This window comes from Pseudomonas oligotrophica, from assembly GCF_021726475.1.
Classification (GTDB): Bacteria; Pseudomonadota; Gammaproteobacteria; order Pseudomonadales; family Pseudomonadaceae; genus Stutzerimonas; species Stutzerimonas oligotrophica.
In genome coordinates this window covers 1-17,307 of the sequence record NZ_JAKJRU010000009.1, presented here as the reverse complement: position 1 = coordinate 17,307, position 17,307 = coordinate 1, and the positions used below count along the sequence as shown (strand labels likewise).

At 61.4% G+C, this 17,307-nt stretch carries 14 protein-coding genes and 4 tRNA genes; all 18 read right to left on the bottom strand.

Features of this window, described 5'->3' with window-relative positions; translation table 11 throughout:
• Window positions 1–5: 5 nt before the first annotated feature.
• Complete coding sequence (rpsG, locus tag L3N39_RS17495) at window positions 6–476, bottom strand: 30S ribosomal protein S7 (protein ID WP_237258703.1); 471 nt, start codon at window positions 474–476, stop codon at window positions 6–8.
• 85 nt (window positions 477–561) lie between these two features.
• Window positions 562–933, bottom strand: a complete 372-nt coding sequence (gene rpsL, locus L3N39_RS17490) for a 30S ribosomal protein S12 (protein WP_237258702.1) — start codon at window positions 931–933, stop codon at window positions 562–564.
• A 140-nt stretch (window positions 934–1,073) separates the two neighbouring features.
• Window positions 1,074–5,273: a DNA-directed RNA polymerase subunit beta' gene (gene rpoC / locus L3N39_RS17485; protein ID WP_237258701.1), complete on the bottom strand. Its 4,200-nt coding sequence runs from the start codon at window positions 5,271–5,273 to the stop codon at window positions 1,074–1,076.
• A gap of 65 nt (window positions 5,274–5,338) precedes the next feature.
• Window positions 5,339–9,409 (bottom strand): DNA-directed RNA polymerase subunit beta, encoded by a 4,071-nt coding sequence (rpoB, locus tag L3N39_RS17480; protein ID WP_237258700.1) that lies wholly within the window; start codon window positions 9,407–9,409, stop codon window positions 5,339–5,341.
• Between the two features lie 205 nt (window positions 9,410–9,614).
• A complete protein-coding gene (rplL, locus tag L3N39_RS17475; protein WP_237258699.1) occupies window positions 9,615–9,983 on the bottom strand; it encodes a 50S ribosomal protein L7/L12 in 369 nt (122 codons plus the stop codon).
• 75 nt (window positions 9,984–10,058) lie between these two features.
• Window positions 10,059–10,559 (bottom strand): 50S ribosomal protein L10, encoded by a 501-nt coding sequence (gene rplJ, locus L3N39_RS17470; protein WP_237258698.1) that lies wholly within the window; start codon window positions 10,557–10,559, stop codon window positions 10,059–10,061.
• A 193-nt stretch (window positions 10,560–10,752) separates the two neighbouring features.
• Window positions 10,753–11,448: a 50S ribosomal protein L1 gene (rplA, locus tag L3N39_RS17465; protein WP_237258697.1), complete on the bottom strand. Its 696-nt coding sequence runs from the start codon at window positions 11,446–11,448 to the stop codon at window positions 10,753–10,755.
• On the bottom strand, window positions 11,448–11,879 hold the full coding sequence (gene rplK / locus L3N39_RS17460) for a 50S ribosomal protein L11 (RefSeq protein ID WP_237258696.1): 432 nt from the start codon (window positions 11,877–11,879) through the stop codon (window positions 11,448–11,450). Before rplK ends, rplA begins: the two co-directional genes overlap by 1 nt.
• 111 nt (window positions 11,880–11,990) lie before the next feature.
• Entirely contained in the window at window positions 11,991–12,524 is a 534-nt protein-coding gene (gene nusG / locus L3N39_RS17455; protein ID WP_237258695.1) for a transcription termination/antitermination protein NusG, read from the bottom strand.
• A gap of 9 nt (window positions 12,525–12,533) precedes the next feature.
• Complete coding sequence (gene secE / locus L3N39_RS17450; RefSeq protein ID WP_237258694.1) at window positions 12,534–12,902, bottom strand: preprotein translocase subunit SecE; 369 nt, start codon at window positions 12,900–12,902, stop codon at window positions 12,534–12,536.
• Window positions 12,903–12,946: 44 nt separating this feature from the next.
• A tRNA-Trp gene (locus tag L3N39_RS17445) sits at window positions 12,947–13,022 on the bottom strand.
• Between the two features lie 52 nt (window positions 13,023–13,074).
• Complete coding sequence (tuf, locus tag L3N39_RS17440; protein ID WP_237258693.1) at window positions 13,075–14,268, bottom strand: elongation factor Tu; 1,194 nt, start codon at window positions 14,266–14,268, stop codon at window positions 13,075–13,077.
• 81 nt (window positions 14,269–14,349) lie between these two features.
• Window positions 14,350–14,425, bottom strand: a tRNA-Thr gene (locus L3N39_RS17435).
• A gap of 21 nt (window positions 14,426–14,446) precedes the next feature.
• A tRNA-Gly gene (locus L3N39_RS17430) sits at window positions 14,447–14,520 on the bottom strand.
• 24 nt (window positions 14,521–14,544) lie between these two features.
• Window positions 14,545–14,629: transfer RNA gene (locus L3N39_RS17425), tRNA-Tyr, on the bottom strand.
• Between the two features lie 132 nt (window positions 14,630–14,761).
• Window positions 14,762–15,445: an SPOR domain-containing protein gene (locus L3N39_RS17420; RefSeq protein ID WP_237258692.1), complete on the bottom strand. Its 684-nt coding sequence runs from the start codon at window positions 15,443–15,445 to the stop codon at window positions 14,762–14,764.
• A gap of 9 nt (window positions 15,446–15,454) precedes the next feature.
• A complete protein-coding gene (locus L3N39_RS17415) occupies window positions 15,455–16,189 on the bottom strand; it encodes a type III pantothenate kinase (protein WP_237258691.1) in 735 nt (244 codons plus the stop codon).
• Entirely contained in the window at window positions 16,179–17,141 is a 963-nt protein-coding gene (gene birA, locus L3N39_RS17410; RefSeq protein ID WP_237258690.1) for a bifunctional biotin--[acetyl-CoA-carboxylase] ligase/biotin operon repressor BirA, read from the bottom strand. The genes L3N39_RS17415 and birA overlap by 11 nt, the downstream gene beginning before the upstream one ends.
• Window positions 17,142–17,307 lie beyond the last annotated feature (166 nt).

Below are 17,307 nucleotides of genomic sequence, written 5' to 3'. Positions count from 1 at the left end.
TTGAATTAGAAGCGGTAGTGCGAGAACGCCTTGTTGGCCTCGGCCATGCGGTGCACGTCTTCACGCTTCTTCACGGCAGCGCCTTTGCCTTCAAAGGCATCCAGCAGTTCGCCGGCGAGACGCAGAGCCATGGACTTCTCGCCACGCTTGCGCGCGGCATCTACCAGCCAGCGCATGGCCAACGCGTTGCGGCGGGACGGGCGAACTTCGACCGGAACCTGGTAGGTTGCACCGCCTACACGGCGGGACTTGACTTCGACCAGCGGAGCGATGGCATCGAGTGCTTTTTCGAAGACTTCCAGGGGATCGCTGTTCTTGCGTTCCTTGACCTTGTCCAGCGCACCGTAAACGATACGCTCGGCAACGGCCTTCTTGCCGCTTTCCATCACGTGGTTCATGAACTTGGCGAGGATCTGGCTCCCGTACTTCGGATCGTCCAGAATCTCGCGCTTGGCTGCTACACGACGTCTTGGCATTGATAAGCCCTCAAACGGTCTTCAGGTTAGCTCGGGACAGATGCCCGACCTTACTCTTATCGACTCAAATAAATAGAAATACTGCTTACTTCGGACGCTTGGCGCCGTACTTGGAACGGCCCTGCTTGCGGTCCTTGACGCCGGAGGTATCCAGCGAGCCGCGCACGGTGTGATAACGCACACCCGGCAAGTCCTTCACACGACCACCGCGAATCAGCACGACGCTGTGCTCTTGCAGGTTATGGCCTTCACCACCGATGTAGGAGGCGACTTCGTAGCCATTGGTCAGGCGAACACGGCACACCTTACGCAGTGCGGAGTTCGGTTTCTTCGGCGTGGTGGTGTACACGCGGGTGCACACGCCACGACGCTGCGGGCAGTTCTGCAGCGCAGGAACGTCGCTCTTGTCGACGACGCGCTTGCGCGGCTGACGCACCAGCTGGTTGATAGTTGCCATCTATAGCTCCACTGTTGTCTTTCGACACAAACGAAAAATGGCAGGGCGAAAAGCCCCGCCAAATTAAGGGAACGAGAGTCTAAAGAGCTTCTCATACCCCGTCAAGGCAGGCCCCGGCAGCGCCAGGGCCCGCTCGAGACTCAGCTGCCGCTGGAATTCAGCGCTTCGGTCAGCGCCGCTTCCACTTCGTCGGCACTCACACGCACCGGCTTCTCCGCATCACGCTTGCGCTTGCGCTCGCTGTGATAGGCCAGACCGGTACCGGCCGGAATCAGGCGACCGACGACGACGTTTTCCTTCAGGCCGCGCAGGTAGTCACGCTTGCCGGTGACCGCCGCTTCGGTAAGCACGCGGGTGGTCTCCTGGAAGGAAGCCGCCGAGATGAAGGACTCGGTCGACAGCGAGGCCTTGGTGATACCCAGCAGCACGCGCACGAACTTCGCCGGGAAGCGGTCCTCGACCACCAGCCGCTCGTTCTCCTCCAGGACCTGGGTCAGCTCCATCTGGTCGCCCTTGATGAAGCTCGAATCGCCCGACTCGTTGATCTCGACCTTGCGCAGCATCTGCCGCAGGATGGTCTCGATGTGCTTGTCGTTGATCTTCACACCCTGCAGGCGATAGACGTCCTGGATCTCGTTGACGATGTAGCGGGCCAGCGCGCTGACGCCCAGCAGGCGCAGGATGTCGTGCGGGTTGCTCGGACCGTCGGAAATCACTTCGCCCTTGTTTACCTGCTCGCCTTCGAAGACGTTCAGGTGACGCCACTTCGGAATCAGCTCCTCGTACGGATCGCTGCCATCGGTCGGCGTGATGACCAGACGGCGCTTGCCCTTGGTCTCCTTGCCGAACGAGATGGTGCCGCTGATTTCCGCGAGGATCGACGGCTCCTTCGGACGACGCGCCTCGAACAGGTCGGCGACGCGCGGCAGACCACCGGTGATGTCGCGGGTCTTGGAGGTTTCCTGCGGGATACGTGCGATGACGTCGCCCACGCCCACCTCGGCACCGTCGGCCACACCGACCAGCGCGTTGGCCGGCAGGAAGTACTGGGCCGGCACGTCGGTGCCCGGCAGCAGCAGGTCCTTGCCGTTGGCGTCGACCAACTTGACCGCCGGACGGATGTCCTTGCCGGCCGCCGGACGATCCTTCGGATCCATCACCTCGATGTTGGTCAGACCGGTGAGTTCGTCGGTCTGGCGCTTGATGGTGATGTTCTCTTCCATGCCGACGAAGGTCACGCGACCTTTCATCTCGGTAACGATCGGGTGGGTGTGCGGATCCCACTTGGCCACCACCGCACCCGCCTCGACCTTGTCGCCTTCCTTCACCGAGATCACGGCACCGTACGGCAGCTTGTAGCGCTCGCGCTCGCGGCCGAAGTCGTCGGCAACCGCCAGCTCGCCGGAACGGGAAACCGCAATCAGGGCGCCGTCGGCGCGCTCGACGTACTTGAGGTTGTGCAGGCGGATGACGCCGCCATTCTTCACCAGCACGTTGTCGACCGCCGAGGTCCGGCTCGCCGCACCACCGATGTGGAAGGTACGCATGGTCAGCTGGGTACCCGGCTCACCGATCGACTGCGCGGCGATGACGCCGACCGCTTCGCCGATGTTCACCAAGTGACCACGGGCCAGATCGCGGCCATAGCACTTCGAGCAGATGCCGTAGCGGGTTTCGCAGCTGATCGGCGAACGCACGACCACTTCGTCGATGCTATTCAGCTCGATGAAGTCGACCCACTGCTCGTCAATCAGCGTGCCGGCCGGAACCAGCACTTCCTCGGTGCCCGGCTTGAGCACGTCACGGGCGATCACCCGACCCAGCACGCGCTCGCCGAGCGGCTCGACCACGTCGCCACCCTCGATGTGCGGCGTCATGTGCAGGCCATGCTCGGTGCCGCAGTCGTGCTCGGTCACCACCAGGTCCTGGGCCACGTCGACCAGGCGACGGGTTAGGTAACCGGAGTTCGCGGTCTTCAGCGCGGTATCCGCCAGACCCTTACGAGCACCGTGGGTGGAAATGAAGTACTGCAGTACGTTCAGGCCTTCGCGGAAGTTCGCGGTGATCGGCGTCTCGATGATCGAGCCGTCCGGCTTGGCCATCAGACCACGCATACCGGCCAGCTGACGGATCTGGGCAGCGGAACCCCGCGCACCGGAGTCGGCCATCATGTACATCGAGTTGAAGGAGTCCTGCTCGACCTCCTTGCCCTCGCGGTCGATCACCTTCTCCTTCGAGAGGTTGGCCATCATCGCCTTGGACACTTCGTCGTTGGCCTTGGACCAGAGGTCGATCACCTTGTTGTACTTCTCGCCCTGGGTCACCAGGCCGGAGGCGTACTGGCTCTCGATCTCCTTCACTTCCTCGGTGGCGGCGTCGATGATGCGCGCCTTCTCCTCGGGAATGACGAAGTCGTTCACGCCGATCGAGACACCAGACAGCGTCGAGTAGGCGAAACCGGTGTACATCAGCTGGTCGGCGAAGATGACGGTGTCCTTCAGGCCGACGGTGCGGTAGGCCTGGTTGATCAGCTTGGAGATCGCCTTCTTCTTCATCGGCTGGTTGACCACCTCGAAAGGCATGCCTTTCGGGACAACCTGGAACAGCAGCGCACGGCCGACGGTGGTGTCGACGATGCGGGTGTTGTGGTTGACGCTGCCGTCACGCTCGTTGACGGTCTCGTTGATGCGCACCTTGATGCGCGCATGCAGCGACGCCTCGCCGGCACGGAACACGCGGTCGACTTCCTGCAGGTCGGCGAACACGCGACCCTCGCCCTTGGCGTTCACCGCCTCGCGAGTCATGTAGTACAGGCCCAGTACCACGTCCTGCGACGGCACGATGATCGGCTCGCCGTTGGCCGGCGACAGCACGTTGTTGGTCGACATCATCAGCGCACGCGCTTCCAGCTGGGCCTCGAGGGTCAGCGGAACGTGCACGGCCATTTGGTCGCCGTCGAAGTCGGCGTTGTACGCGGCACAGACCAGCGGATGCAACTGGATAGCCTTGCCTTCGATCAGCACCGGCTCGAACGCCTGGATACCCAGACGGTGCAGGGTCGGTGCGCGGTTGAGCAGCACGGGATGCTCGCGGATCACCTCGGCGAGCACGTCCCAGACCTCGGGCAGCTCGCGCTCGACCATCTTCTTGGCCGCCTTGATGGTGGTGGCCATGCCCTTGGCTTCGAGCTTGCCGAAGATGAACGGCTTGAACAGCTCGAGCGCCATCTTCTTCGGCAGGCCGCACTGGTGCAGGCGCAGGGTCGGGCCGACGGTGATCACCGAACGACCGGAGTAGTCGACGCGCTTGCCGAGCAGGTTCTGACGGAAGCGGCCCTGCTTGCCCTTGATCATGTCGGCCAGGGACTTGAGCGGACGCTTGTTCGAGCCGGTGATGGCACGGCCACGACGACCGTTGTCCAGCAGCGCGTCGACCGCTTCCTGCAGCATGCGCTTTTCGTTGCGCACGATGATGTCCGGAGCAGCCAGGTCGAGCAGGCGCTTCAGACGGTTGTTACGGTTGATCACCCGGCGGTAAAGATCGTTGAGATCCGAAGTCGCGAAGCGACCACCATCCAGCGGCACCAGCGGACGCAGGTCCGGCGGCAGCACTGGCAGCACGGTCAGCACCATCCACTCGGGCAGGTTGCCCGAGCCGTGGAAGGCTTCCATCAGCTTCAGCCGCTTGGACAGCTTCTTAATCTTGGTTTCCGAGTTGGTCTGCGGAATCTCTTCGCGCAGACGGTTGATCTCGTGCTCCAGATCGATCTGGCTGAGCAGCTCGCGGACCGCCTCGGCGCCCATGCGCGCGTCGAAGTCGTCGCCGAACTCTTCCAGCGCCTCGAAGTACTGCTCGTCGTTCAGCAGCTGGCCCTTTTCCAGGGTGGTCATGCCCGGATCGATCACCACGTAGCTCTCGAAATAGAGCACGCGCTCGATGTCACGCAGGGTCATGTCCAGCAGCAGGCCGATACGCGACGGCAGCGACTTGAGGAACCAGATGTGGGCGACCGGCGAGGCCAGCTCGATGTGTGCCATGCGCTCGCGGCGCACCTTGGCCAGGGCGACTTCCACGCCGCACTTCTCGCAGATCACGCCGCGGTGCTTGAGGCGCTTGTACTTGCCGCACAGGCACTCGTAGTCCTTCACCGGGCCGAAGATCTTGGCGCAGAACAGGCCGTCACGCTCGGGCTTGAACGTACGGTAGTTGATGGTCTCGGGCTTCTTCACTTCACCGAACGACCACGAGCGGATCATCTCGGGCGAAGCCAGGGCAATCTTGATGGCATCGAACTCTTCGATTTGACCCTGGTTTTTCAACAGATTAAGCAAGTCTTTCAAGGCCTTTCCTCCTCACGGACCTGCGGCAGCCGGCTCTCGCCGGGTGCCGCGTGCGCGGTGCGTGGTTATTCGGTTTCCAGATCGATATCGATACCGAGCGAGCGGATCTCTTTGATCAGCACGTTGAAGGATTCCGGCATGCCGGCCTCCATGCGGTGATCGCCGTCCACGATGTTCTTGTACATCTTGGTCCGCCCGTTCACGTCGTCCGACTTGACCGTGAGCATTTCCTGCAGGGTGTAGGCGGCGCCATAGGCTTCCAGCGCCCAGACCTCCATTTCCCCGAAGCGCTGGCCACCGAACTGCGCCTTACCACCCAGCGGCTGCTGGGTGACCAGGCTGTAGGAACCGGTGGAACGCGCGTGCATCTTGTCGTCGACCAGGTGGTTCAGCTTGAGCATGTACATGTAGCCGACGGTGGTGGTGCGCTCGAAAGCGTTGCCGGTACGACCGTCGAACAGCTGCATCTGGCCGCTTTCCGGCAGATCGGCCAGCTTCAGCATGGCCTTGATCTCGCGTTCCTTGGCACCGTCGAACACCGGCGTGGCCATCGGCACGCCCTTGCGCAGGTTCTCCGCCAGCGCAAGGACTTCCTGGTCGTTCAGCTCGTCGAGGTTTTCCTGGCGCCCACCGATCTCGTTGTAGATCTCGTTGAGGAACTTGCGCAGCTCGATCACCTTGCGCTGCTCTTCGAGCATCAGGTTGATCTTCTCGCCCAGGCCCTTGGCCGCCAGGCCCAGGTGGGTTTCGAGGATCTGACCGACGTTCATGCGCGACGGTACGCCCAGCGGGTTGAGCACGATGTCCACCGGCACGCCGTTGGCGTCGTGCGGCATGTCCTCGACCGGCATGATCACCGAGACCACACCCTTGTTACCGTGACGGCCGGCCATCTTGTCGCCCGGCTGGATGCGACGCTTGATCGCCAGGTAGACCTTGACGATCTTCAGTACGCCTGGCGCCAGGTCGTCGCCCTGTTGCAGCTTGCGCTTCTTGTCCTCGAACTTCTCGTCGAGCAGCTGGCGACGGTCGGACAGATAGGCCTGGGCCTTCTCCAACTGCTCGTTCAGCGCGTCCTCGGCCATGCGCAGCTTGAACCACTGGCCGTGCTCGAGACCGTCGAGCACCTCGTTGGTGATCTCGGCGCCCTTCTTCAGGCCCGCGCCACCCTCGGCGACCGCACCGACCAACGCCGAACGCAGGCGCTCGAACGTGGCGCCTTCGACGATGCGGAACTCTTCGTTGAGGTCCTTGCGGATCTCGTCGAGCTGCATCTTCTCGATGGCCAGCGCACGGGAGTCGCGCTCGACGCCGTCGCGAGTGAATACCTGCACGTCGATGACGGTGCCCTTGGTGCCGGTCGGTACGCGCAGGGAGGTGTCCTTCACATCGCTGGCCTTCTCGCCGAAGATCGCGCGCAGCAGCTTCTCTTCCGGCGTCAGCTGGGTCTCGCCCTTCGGCGTGACCTTGCCGACCAGGATGTCGCCCGGGCCGACTTCGGCACCGACGTAGACGATACCGGCCTCATCCAGCTTGTTCAGCGCAGCCTCACCCACGTTCGGGATGTCCGCGGTGATTTCTTCCGGGCCGAGCTTGGTGTCGCGCGACACGCAGGTCAGTTCCTGGATGTGGATGGTGGTGAAGCGGTCTTCCTGGACCACGCGCTCGGACAGGCAGATGGAGTCTTCGAAGTTGAAGCCGTTCCATGGCATGAACGCCACGCGCATGTTCTGACCCAGGGCCAGCTCACCCATGTCGGTGGACGGGCCATCGGCCATGATGTCGCCCCGCGCCACCACGTCACCCTTGTTCACCAGCGGGCGCTGGTTGATGCAGGTGTTCTGGTTGGAGCGGGTGTATTTGGTCAGGTTGTAGATGTCGACACCCGCCTCACCGGTCTCGACTTCATCGTCACGCACGCGCACCACGATACGGCTGGCATCGACCGAGTCGATCACGCCACCGCGACGGGCAACCACGCAGACACCGGAGTCACGGGCGACGTTGCGCTCCATGCCGGTCCCCACCAGCGGTTTATCCGAACGCAGGGTCGGCACGGCCTGGCGCTGCATGTTCGAACCCATGAGGGCCCGGTTGGCGTCGTCGTGCTCGAGGAACGGAATCAGCGAAGCCGCGACGGAAACCACCTGTTTCGGCGACACGTCCATCAGGGTCACGTCTTCCGGCGCCTTGACGGTGAATTCGTTCAGGTGACGCACGGCCACCAGCTCGTCGACCAGCTTGCGGCCGTCCAGCTTGGCGCTGGCCTGGGCGATGACATGGTCGGCTTCCTCGATCGCCGACAGGAAGACGATCTCGTCGGTGACCTCGCCTTCCTTGACCACGCGGTACGGGCTTTCCAGGAAGCCGTACTGGTTGGTGCGGGCATAGGCTGCCAGCGAGTTGATCAGGCCGATGTTCGGGCCTTCCGGGGTTTCGATCGGGCACACGCGGCCGTAGTGGGTCGGGTGTACGTCGCGAACCTCGAAGCCGGCGCGCTCACGGGTCAGACCACCCGGGCCGAGTGCGGAAACACGGCGCTTGTGGGTAATTTCCGAAAGCGGGTTGTTCTGGTCCATGAACTGCGAAAGCTGGCTGGAACCGAAGAATTCCTTGACCGCCGCCGCGACCGGCTTGGCGTTGATCAGGTCCTGCGGCATCAGGCCTTCGCTCTCGGCCATCGACAGGCGTTCCTTGACCGCGCGCTCGACCCGCACCAGGCCTACACGGAACTGGTTCTCGGCCATCTCGCCGACGCAACGCACGCGACGGTTACCCAGGTGGTCGATGTCGTCGACGATACCCTTGCCGTTGCGGATGTCGACCAGGGTGCGCAGCACCGCGACGATGTCCTCGCGGCTCAGCACGCCCGGGCCTTCGATCTCCGAACGACCGATCCGGCGGTTGAACTTCATGCGGCCGACCGCGGACAGGTCGTAGCGCTCGGCGGTGAAGAACAGGTTGTTGAACAGGGTCTCGGCAGCATCCTTGGTCGGCGGCTCGCCGGGACGCATCATGCGGTAGATCTCGACCAGCGCCTCGAGCTGGTTGGTGGTCGAGTCGATCTTCAGCGTGTCGGAGATGAACGGACCGCAGTCGATGTCGTTGGTGTACAGCGTCTCGAAACGCACCACGCCAGCCTTGACGATCTTGGCCATGGCCTCGACGGTGAGCTCGGTGTTGCACTCAGCGATGATCTCGCCGGTGGCCGGATGCACGATGGCCTTGGCCACGGTGCGACCCAGCACGTAGTCCATGGGCATCATCAGTTCCTTGATGCCGGACTTGTCGAGCTGGTTGATGTGGCGCGCGGTGATGCGGCGACCCTGCTCGACGATGACCTTGCCGCTGCCATCGGTGATGTCGAAGGTAGCGATCTCGCCGCGCAGGCGCTGCGGCACCAGTTCCAGGGCGAGTTGCTCACCGCGGACATGGAACACGTTGGTGTCGTAGAACGCGTCGAGGATTTCTTCGGTGCTGTAGTTCAGCGCACGCAGCAGGACGCTTGCCGGCAACTTGCGACGGCGGTCGATACGAACGAACACGGCATCCTTCGGGTCGAACTCGAAGTCCAGCCAGGAGCCACGGTAGGGAATGATGCGCGCGGAATACAGCAGCTTGCCGGAGCTGTGGGTCTTGCCGCGGTCGTGATCGAAGAACACGCCTGGCGAACGGTGCAGCTGGGAAACGATCACCCGCTCGGTACCGTTGATGATGAAGGTACCGTTCTCGGTCATCAGGGGGATTTCCCCCATGTAGACTTCCTGCTCCTTGATGTCCTTGATGGCCTTGTTCGACGACTCCTTGTCGAAAATAATCAGACGCACCTTGACGCGCAGCGGCACGGCAAAGGTGACGCCGCGCAGCACGCACTCCTTGACGTCGAAAGCCGGCTCGCCGAGGCGATAGCCCACGTACTCCAGCGCTGCATTGCCGGAGTAGCTGATAATCGGGAAAACGGATTTGAAGGCGGCATGCAAGCCGACGTCGCGGAGCTGCTCTTTGCTAGCTCCTGCCTGCAGGAATTCGCGATACGAATCCAGCTGGATGGCCAAAAGATACGGCACGTCCATCACGTGCGGTAACTTGCTAAAGTCCTTGCGGATACGTTTTTTCTCAGTGTATGAGTAAGCCATCAGCGTTCCCCAGCTTGGTCACCTGCTTGTTGGCCACTCCCGGCGGGAGCTGCCAGAAAATCGTGCGAACCCAGGTTCGCGCCACCCTGATCGGGTGGTCCGTCATGCCAGCCTAGGCTGGCCATAACGGAAAAAGGCCGGTGGCAAAAGCCACCAGCCGTCAGCCTCACGCTTAACGTTTCGGCTGTAGACGCAAGGTCGGTGCTTACTTGAGCTCGACTTTGGCGCCAGCTTCTTCCAGAGCCTTCTTGGCCGCTTCGGCCTCTTCCTTGGAAACGCCTTCCTTGACCACGCCCGGGGCGCCGTCAACAACAGCCTTGGCTTCTTTCAGGCCCAGACCGGTCAGTTCGCGAACGGCCTTGATGACGTTCACTTTCTTGTCGCCGGCTTCGGCCAGGACGATGGTGAACTCGGTCTGCTCTTCGGCAGCCGGAGCAGCAGCAGCCGGGCCGGCAGCAACGGCAGCAGCGGCGGTAACGCCGAACTTCTCTTCCATTGCCTTGATCAGCTCGACGACCTGCATCACGGACATTTCGGAAACGGCGTTGATGATATCTTCGTTGGTAAGAGCCATGACTCTAGTTCCTGTATTGGGTTGACGGCCTTCGGCCATCTGAATAGATAAGAAAGCTGAAAGAACGGGCGCCGATCAGGCAGCCGCGGCTTCTTTCTGGTCGCGGATTGCCGCCAGCGTACGAGCCAGCTTGCTGGTTGCGCCCTGAATGACGCTCATCAGCTGTGCTACGGCTTCGTCGTAGGTCGGCAGGGTTGCCAGTACGTCGATCTGATTGGCTGCGAGGAACTGCCCCTCGAACGCGGCCGCCTTGATCTCGAACTTGTCCTGACCCTTGGCGAATTCCTTGAAGATACGAGCAGCAGCGCCCGGATGTTCTTTGGAGAACGCAATCAGGGTCGGGCCCTTGAACGCATCGTTCAGCACTTCGAACTGAGTGCCTTCGACTGCGCGACGCAGCAGGGTATTACGTACGACACGCACGTATACGCCGGCGGCGCGGGCCTCTTTACGGAGTCCGGTCATGGCGCCCACGGTCACGCCACGGGCATCAGCCACGACAGCGGACAGGGCAGCATTGGCAGCCTCGTTGACTTCAGCGACGATGGCCTTCTTGTCTTCGAGCTTGATTGCCACGGGTTTAACTCCTGGTTTTTACCGTTTCATCCGGCAGGGCCGGACGGGTGTTGGTGTCGATTCGGTACGAATCGGGAGCACCTCTGCGTAGGCTTTCCCGTTTAAGACTTGCGTCGCCTACGGTCTTGGATAGCCCCCGCCAGGCAGGGACCCCAAAATTTCGCAGGCCCGCCGCGCGGGCCTGCCTTGAAACTTAAGCCTCGAGCGATGCCTGATCGATGATCAGCCCCGGGCCCATGGTGGTGCTCAGGGTCACGCGCTTGACGTAGATGCCCTTCGAGGTCGACGGCTTCAGACGCTTCAGGTCAGCCAGCAGGGCTTCCACGTTCTGCTTCAGCGCAGCGGCCTCGAAGCCGACCTTGCCGACGGAGGTGTGGATGATGCCGTTCTTGTCGGTACGGAAGCGGACCTGGCCGGCCTTGGCGTTCTTCACCGCGGTGGCAACGTCCGGAGTCACGGTGCCGACCTTGGGGTTCGGCATCAGGCCACGCGGACCGAGGATCTGACCCAGCTGGCCTACTACGCGCATCGCATCCGGAGAAGCAATCACGACGTCATAGTTCAGGTCGCCACCCTTCATCTCGGCAGCCAGCTCGTCCATGCCGACGCGATCGGCACCTGCGGCCAGCGCAGCTTCGGCCGCCGGACCCTGGGTGAACACCGCCACGCGAACGCTCTTGCCGGTGCCGTTGGGCAGCACGGTAGCACCGCGCACGACCTGGTCGGATTTACGCGGATCGACGCCCAGGTTGATGGCGATATCGAACGACTCGGTAAACTTCACCGCCGACAGCTCGGCAAGCAGCTTGGCCGCGTCTTCGAAACCGTACTGCTTGCCAGCCTCTACCTTGGCGGCAATGGCCTTCTGGCGCTTGGTCAACTTAGCCATTACACACCCTCCACGTTCAGGCCCATGCTGCGCGCAGAACCAGCGATGGTGCGCACGGCCGCTTCGAGATCCGCTGCAGTCAGATCGGCATTCTTGGTCTTGGCGATCTCTTCCAGCTGAGCACGAGTCACAGTACCCACCTTCTGGGTATTGGGACGCGCCGAACCGCTGGTGATGCCGGCAGCCTTCTTCAGCAGAACCGAGGCAGGAGTGCTCTTGGTCTCGAAAGTGAAGCTACGGTCGCTGTATACGGTGATGATCACCGGAGTCGGCAGGCCCGGCTCCATGCCCTGGGTACGGGCATTGAACGCCTTGCAGAACTCCATGATGTTGACGCCGTGCTGGCCGAGGGCAGGACCTACCGGCGGCGACGGGTTGGCCTGGCCGGCCTTAACCTGAAGCTTGATATAAGCTTGAATCTTCTTAGCCATAATTACTCCGCTATGGGTTAAACGCCTTTCGGCTCCCCGCTTACCAGCGCCCCACCGACAAAAAACCCCGCAGCCAGACAGCTGCGGGGATCAGGGAACGCGCTTTTGTCGTCAGACCTTCTCGACCTGACTGAACTCGAGCTCCACCGGAGTAGAGCGACCGAAAATGAGCACAGCAACCTGGATGCGGCTCTTCTCGTAATTCACTTCTTCGACGACGCCATTGAAATCGGCGAACGGACCATCGGCGACACGAACAACCTCACCCGGCTCGAACAACGTCTTCGGCTTCGGCTTGTCGCTGCCATCAGCCACGCGCCGCAGGATTGCCTCGGCCTCACGATCGGTGATGGGCGCCGGCTTATCGGCGGTCCCACCGATGAAACCCATGACACGCGGCGTATCTTTCACCAGGTGCCAGGTACCTTCGTTCATTTCCATCTGGACCAGCACGTAGCCCGGAAAGAACTTGCGCTCACTCTTGCGCTTCTGGCCATTGCGCATCTCGACCACTTCCTCAGTGGGCACGAGAATCTCGCCAAAAAACTCCTCCATGCCAGCAAGCTTGACGCGCTCGACCAGCGAGCGCATCACATGCTTTTCGTAACCCGAATAAGCATGAACAACATACCAACGCTTAGCCACGAGACACCCTTAACCCACAATCATGGAAACCAGCCAGCCCAGCAGGGTATCGAGACCCCACAAGAGCAAGGCCATGACGAGAACCACCACCACGACGATCAAAGTGGTCTGGGTGGTTTCCTGACGAGTCGGCCAGACGACCTTACGAATTTCGACGCGAGCTTCCTTCAGCAACAGCTGAAAGGCGCGCCCCTTGACAGTCTGAAACGCGACAAAACCAGCAACCGCAGCCACAGCCACAAGCGCCAGCACGCGATAGAGAATCGGCTCAGCGGAATAGTATTGATTGCCGACCACGGCAACCACGACCAAAGCAGCCACCACCAGCCACTTCACGAGATCGAAGCGCGACTCATTGGCTTCAGCTTTGACATTCATCTGCTAGAACCTTCTAAAGACTGCCAAAATTCCCTGCTGGAATTTGGCAGGCCAGGAGGGAATCGAACCCCCAACCTGCGGTTTTGGAGACCGCCGCTCTGCCAATTGAGCTACTGGCCTAGAAAGAGACAGGCCGACTATTATGCCGGCCTGCAGAGGCTAGATCAACTACTTATTCGATGATCTTCGCGACCACGCCGGCGCCGACGGTACGGCCACCTTCGCGGATCGCGAAGCGCAGGCCGTCTTCCATGGCGATCGGCTTGATCAGGGTGACAACCATCTTGATGTTGTCGCCCGGCATCACCATCTCGACGCCTTCCGGCAGTTCGCACGAGCCGGTCACGTCAGTGGTACGGAAGTAGAACTGCGGACGGTAGCCCTTGAAGAACGGGGTGTGACGACCACCTTCTTCCTTGGACAGCACGTACACTTCGGCTTCGAACTTGGTGTGCGGCTTGATGGTGCCCGGCTTGGCCAGAACCTGGCCACGCTCGACTTCATCACGCTTGGTACCGCGCAGCAGCACGCCGCAGTTCTCGCCGGCACGACCTTCGTCGAGCAGCTTGCGGAACATTTCCACGCCGGTGCAGGTGGTCTTGGTGGTCGGACGCAGACCGACGATCTCGATCTCTTCCTGCACCTTGACGATGCCACGCTCCACACGACCGGTGACCACGGTACCGCGACCGGAGATCGAGAACACGTCTTCGATCGGCATCAGGAACGGCTTGTCGATGGCACGAACCGGCTCGGGGATGTAGGTATCCAGGGTCTCGACCAGCTTCTTCACTGCCGAGGTACCCAGGCCGTTCTCGTCTTCGCCGTTCAGCGCCATCAGCGCAGAACCGACGATGATCGGCGTGTCGTCGCCCGGGAAGTCGTAGGTGCTCAGCAGGTCGCGAACTTCCATCTCGACCAGTTCCAGCAGCTCGGCATCATCGACCATGTCGGCCTTGTTCAGGAACACGACGATGTACGGAACGCCTACCTGGCGGGACAGCAGGATGTGCTCGCGAGTCTGCGGCATGGGGCCGTCGGCAGCCGAGCAGACCAGGATCGCGCCGTCCATCTGGGCAGCACCGGTGATCATGTTCTTTACGTAGTCGGCGTGACCGGGGCAGTCAACGTGCGCGTAGTGACGAATGTTGGAGTCGTATTCCACGTGGGCGGTGTTGATGGTGATACCGCGCGCCTTTTCTTCCGGAGCGCTGTCGATCTTGTCGAAGTCGACGCGAGCCGAACCGAACACTTCCGAGCACACGCGGGTCAGCGCAGCAGTCAGAGTGGTCTTGCCATGGTCAACGTGACCGATGGTGCCGACGTTGACGTGCGGTTTGTTACGTTCGAACTTCTCTTTAGCCATCGAGACCGTCTCCCATGTCGAGCTGAACTAATCCGCCATTAAAACAAAGGCAGATATTTTCATATCTGCCTTTGTTGGATTTGGAGCTCATGAGCGGATTTGAACCGCTGACCTCACCCTTACCAAGGGTGTGCTCTACCAGCTGAGCTACATGAGCATTAAACTGACATTCGCACTCTGGAGCGGGTAGCGGGAATCGAACCCGCATCATCAGCTTGGAAGGCTGAGGTTCTACCACTGAACTATACCCGCGTAAGCTTGCGCCTGCGCTTAATCTGGTGGAGGGGGAAGGATTCGAACCTTCGAAGTCGATGACGTCAGATTTACAGTCTGATCCCTTTGGCCGCTCGGGAACCCCTCCAAAGTGAGGCGGCATTTTCTAGATCGGCCGCCCTGCTGTCAACCTTTTTCTCATAAATATCTTGAGCTTAGGTGATCTGACAGCAACCTCATCATCGGCAGCAAAGCCACCAGCGCTGAAGCGGGCGCCATTCTATTCAAAACCAGCCGGCCTTGCAACGCCGTTGCAGGGCATTTGCGCATGCTGCATCGCTGGCATGTCCCTTAGCATGGCCTGCAGCATCGGCGCGTCAACCAGGCGAGCATCCTCCTTCCCGACGCGCACCCAATAACGACGGTGCATGCGTGGAAGCTCGCGAATGAGCGCCTCGTAGCCGGCCTCCTGGAGGCGCGTCACCACCCCTTCGGCAGATGCCCTTTGGGTGAATATGCCGAGCGATATCCCGTTGGCCAGATCGCCCACGGTGACGATATAGCTGTCGATGTTTCGCGACTGGAGCTCGCGCAGCTGGCGCAGCGACGCTGCTCGGGAGGCAAGCGGTGGCAAGTAGACCCAGTAATCGGTGCCCGCCGATCGCTCCATTACCTGGATGTCGGACCTGATGTCCAGGCTCAGCAGGCGTTGCTCGATTTGCCGCGCAGCCACCTCCTGGTCGAAACCGCCGAGGTACAGACAGGCATTCGCCTCGACCGCCTCATCCTCCTCGACCTGCTTGCGCGGCGAGGGTTTTGCCTCCGAGACGAGCTGAATCGCAGGCGCAGCGCTTGTGTAGCCGCCGACCGGGGCGACCTCATGCACCCTGAAGGGAGCCTGCTGCTGATGCGCCAGGTAGAACAGCACGTTCAGCGTAAGCAGGAGCAGCAATATCCAGCGCATTCCGTCTCCTCAGGGGCAGGCGATAGCCAAGCCACGAAAGACCAGGTCTGGCACATGCCTGACCCCGCGAAGCGCAGAGACCGTGCCCGCGTCGCCCCCAGTGACAAAGATGACAGGATCATCTGGCAGATGGCGTCGAGCATTTTCGATCTGCGCTGCCACATAAGACACGAGCATCAGATGGCAGCCTCGCTCGACGCATTGCTTGGTGCTACGCGCGGGCTCGTCGATACTTCCCAGCGTCTGCTCGCGCAGGTCGAACGATATCCGGCTCGTGGAGGATCGGAGCTGGCGGCGCAACAGGGGCAGTCCCGGAGCAATATATCCGCCTAAATGCCGTCCAGAGGCGTGGACAAGGTCCACGGTAACTGCAGTTCCCAGATCGATCACTACCAGCGACCGCCGGACCAAATCATAGGCACCCAGCATAGCCAGCCAGCGATCCACGCCCAATTGCAGAGGATTCTCGTAGCCGTTCTGGACGCCGCCCCGTTCGGCACTGACTTTGGCCTCGAGCACCGGACCCGCCACGAATTTCTCGACGAGGCGAACGATCGACCTGGTCTCCTCTTCACCGCGGACGCTTACCAGGCGGGCGGCAGTCAGGCCCCCATCCCGGCGCTGTTGCAGCCAGCCTTGCAGTTCGGCCTGGTCGGGCGCGACATGCCAGGCAATGACCTCGCCAGAGGGGGATACCAGCCGCCATTTGATGAAGCTGTTACCACAGTCCAGTTCAAGAATCATGCACACGCCTCAGGCTAAGCTCACCACCGGAAAACACCTCTTCTTTACCATCGACTCGAAGCCTGAGGCCGCCCTGACTATCCACGCCCAGCACGGTGCCCTGGATACCTTGGGTAGGCGTGCCCAGCACGCACTCCCTCCCCTGCCAAAGATGGCAGGACTCCCACTCGCCCCTGAGCCCCGCGAAACCCTCAGCAAGAAACCGCGCAAGGTAGCGTTCCAGCGCACTGCCCACGCCCAGCGCGAAATTCGTTCGATCCACCAAGGCCCCGGACCGAAGGCGCAACGACGTCCATGGCTGGTCGATGCACGCCTCGGTGCCAGTCATGTTGACATTGATACCTATCCCGATAGCCACGTCACAAGCATCGGCCGGGTCACCGGCGATTTCCACGAGGATACCTGCGACCTTCTTTCCGGCTAGATAGACGTCGTTTGGCCATTTGACGCCGACATCGGCAAAGCCTTGCGCCTGGATCGCACGAACAACGGCAAGCCCGACAATCAGGCTGAGCCCGGCAAGCCGCGAAAAACCCCCGACGATCCTGCAGCCCAAGCTGAAATAGAGATTGTCTCCATACGGACTTACCCAAGCCCGTCCTCGCCGCCCTCGCCCGCTGATTTGCGCCTCTGTCAGAACGACAAGGGGCGCATCGCCCCCCGCTGCCAGCAGGCGTAACGCTTCAGCGTTCGTCGAGTCGATCCGATCATGGCAATGCAACACCCAGCCCATCGCCTTGAAGCCCGCCTCAAGTGGAGAGGCGCGCAGCAAGGATAAAGGAGAGGCCAGGCGGTATCCTTTTCCAGGGACACGATGCACGACGATGCCGCTCTCGGACTCCAACTTCTTGAGATGTTTCCAGACTGCAGTGCGCGTAACCCCAAAGACGGCACCCAACTCCTCCCCGGAGTGAAAACAGCCGTCTTGCAACAACTCGAGGACCCTTTGCATACGCGCTCCAAGCGCAACCGATATTTACCAAGCCGGCGAGTCTGACCTTTTCGCTCGCCAAAGACAAACCCCCGACCCGCTAGAGCGGATCGGGGGTTTGGTATAGGTGCTTGACGATGACCTACTCTCACATGGGGAAGCCCCACACTACCATCGGCGATGCGTC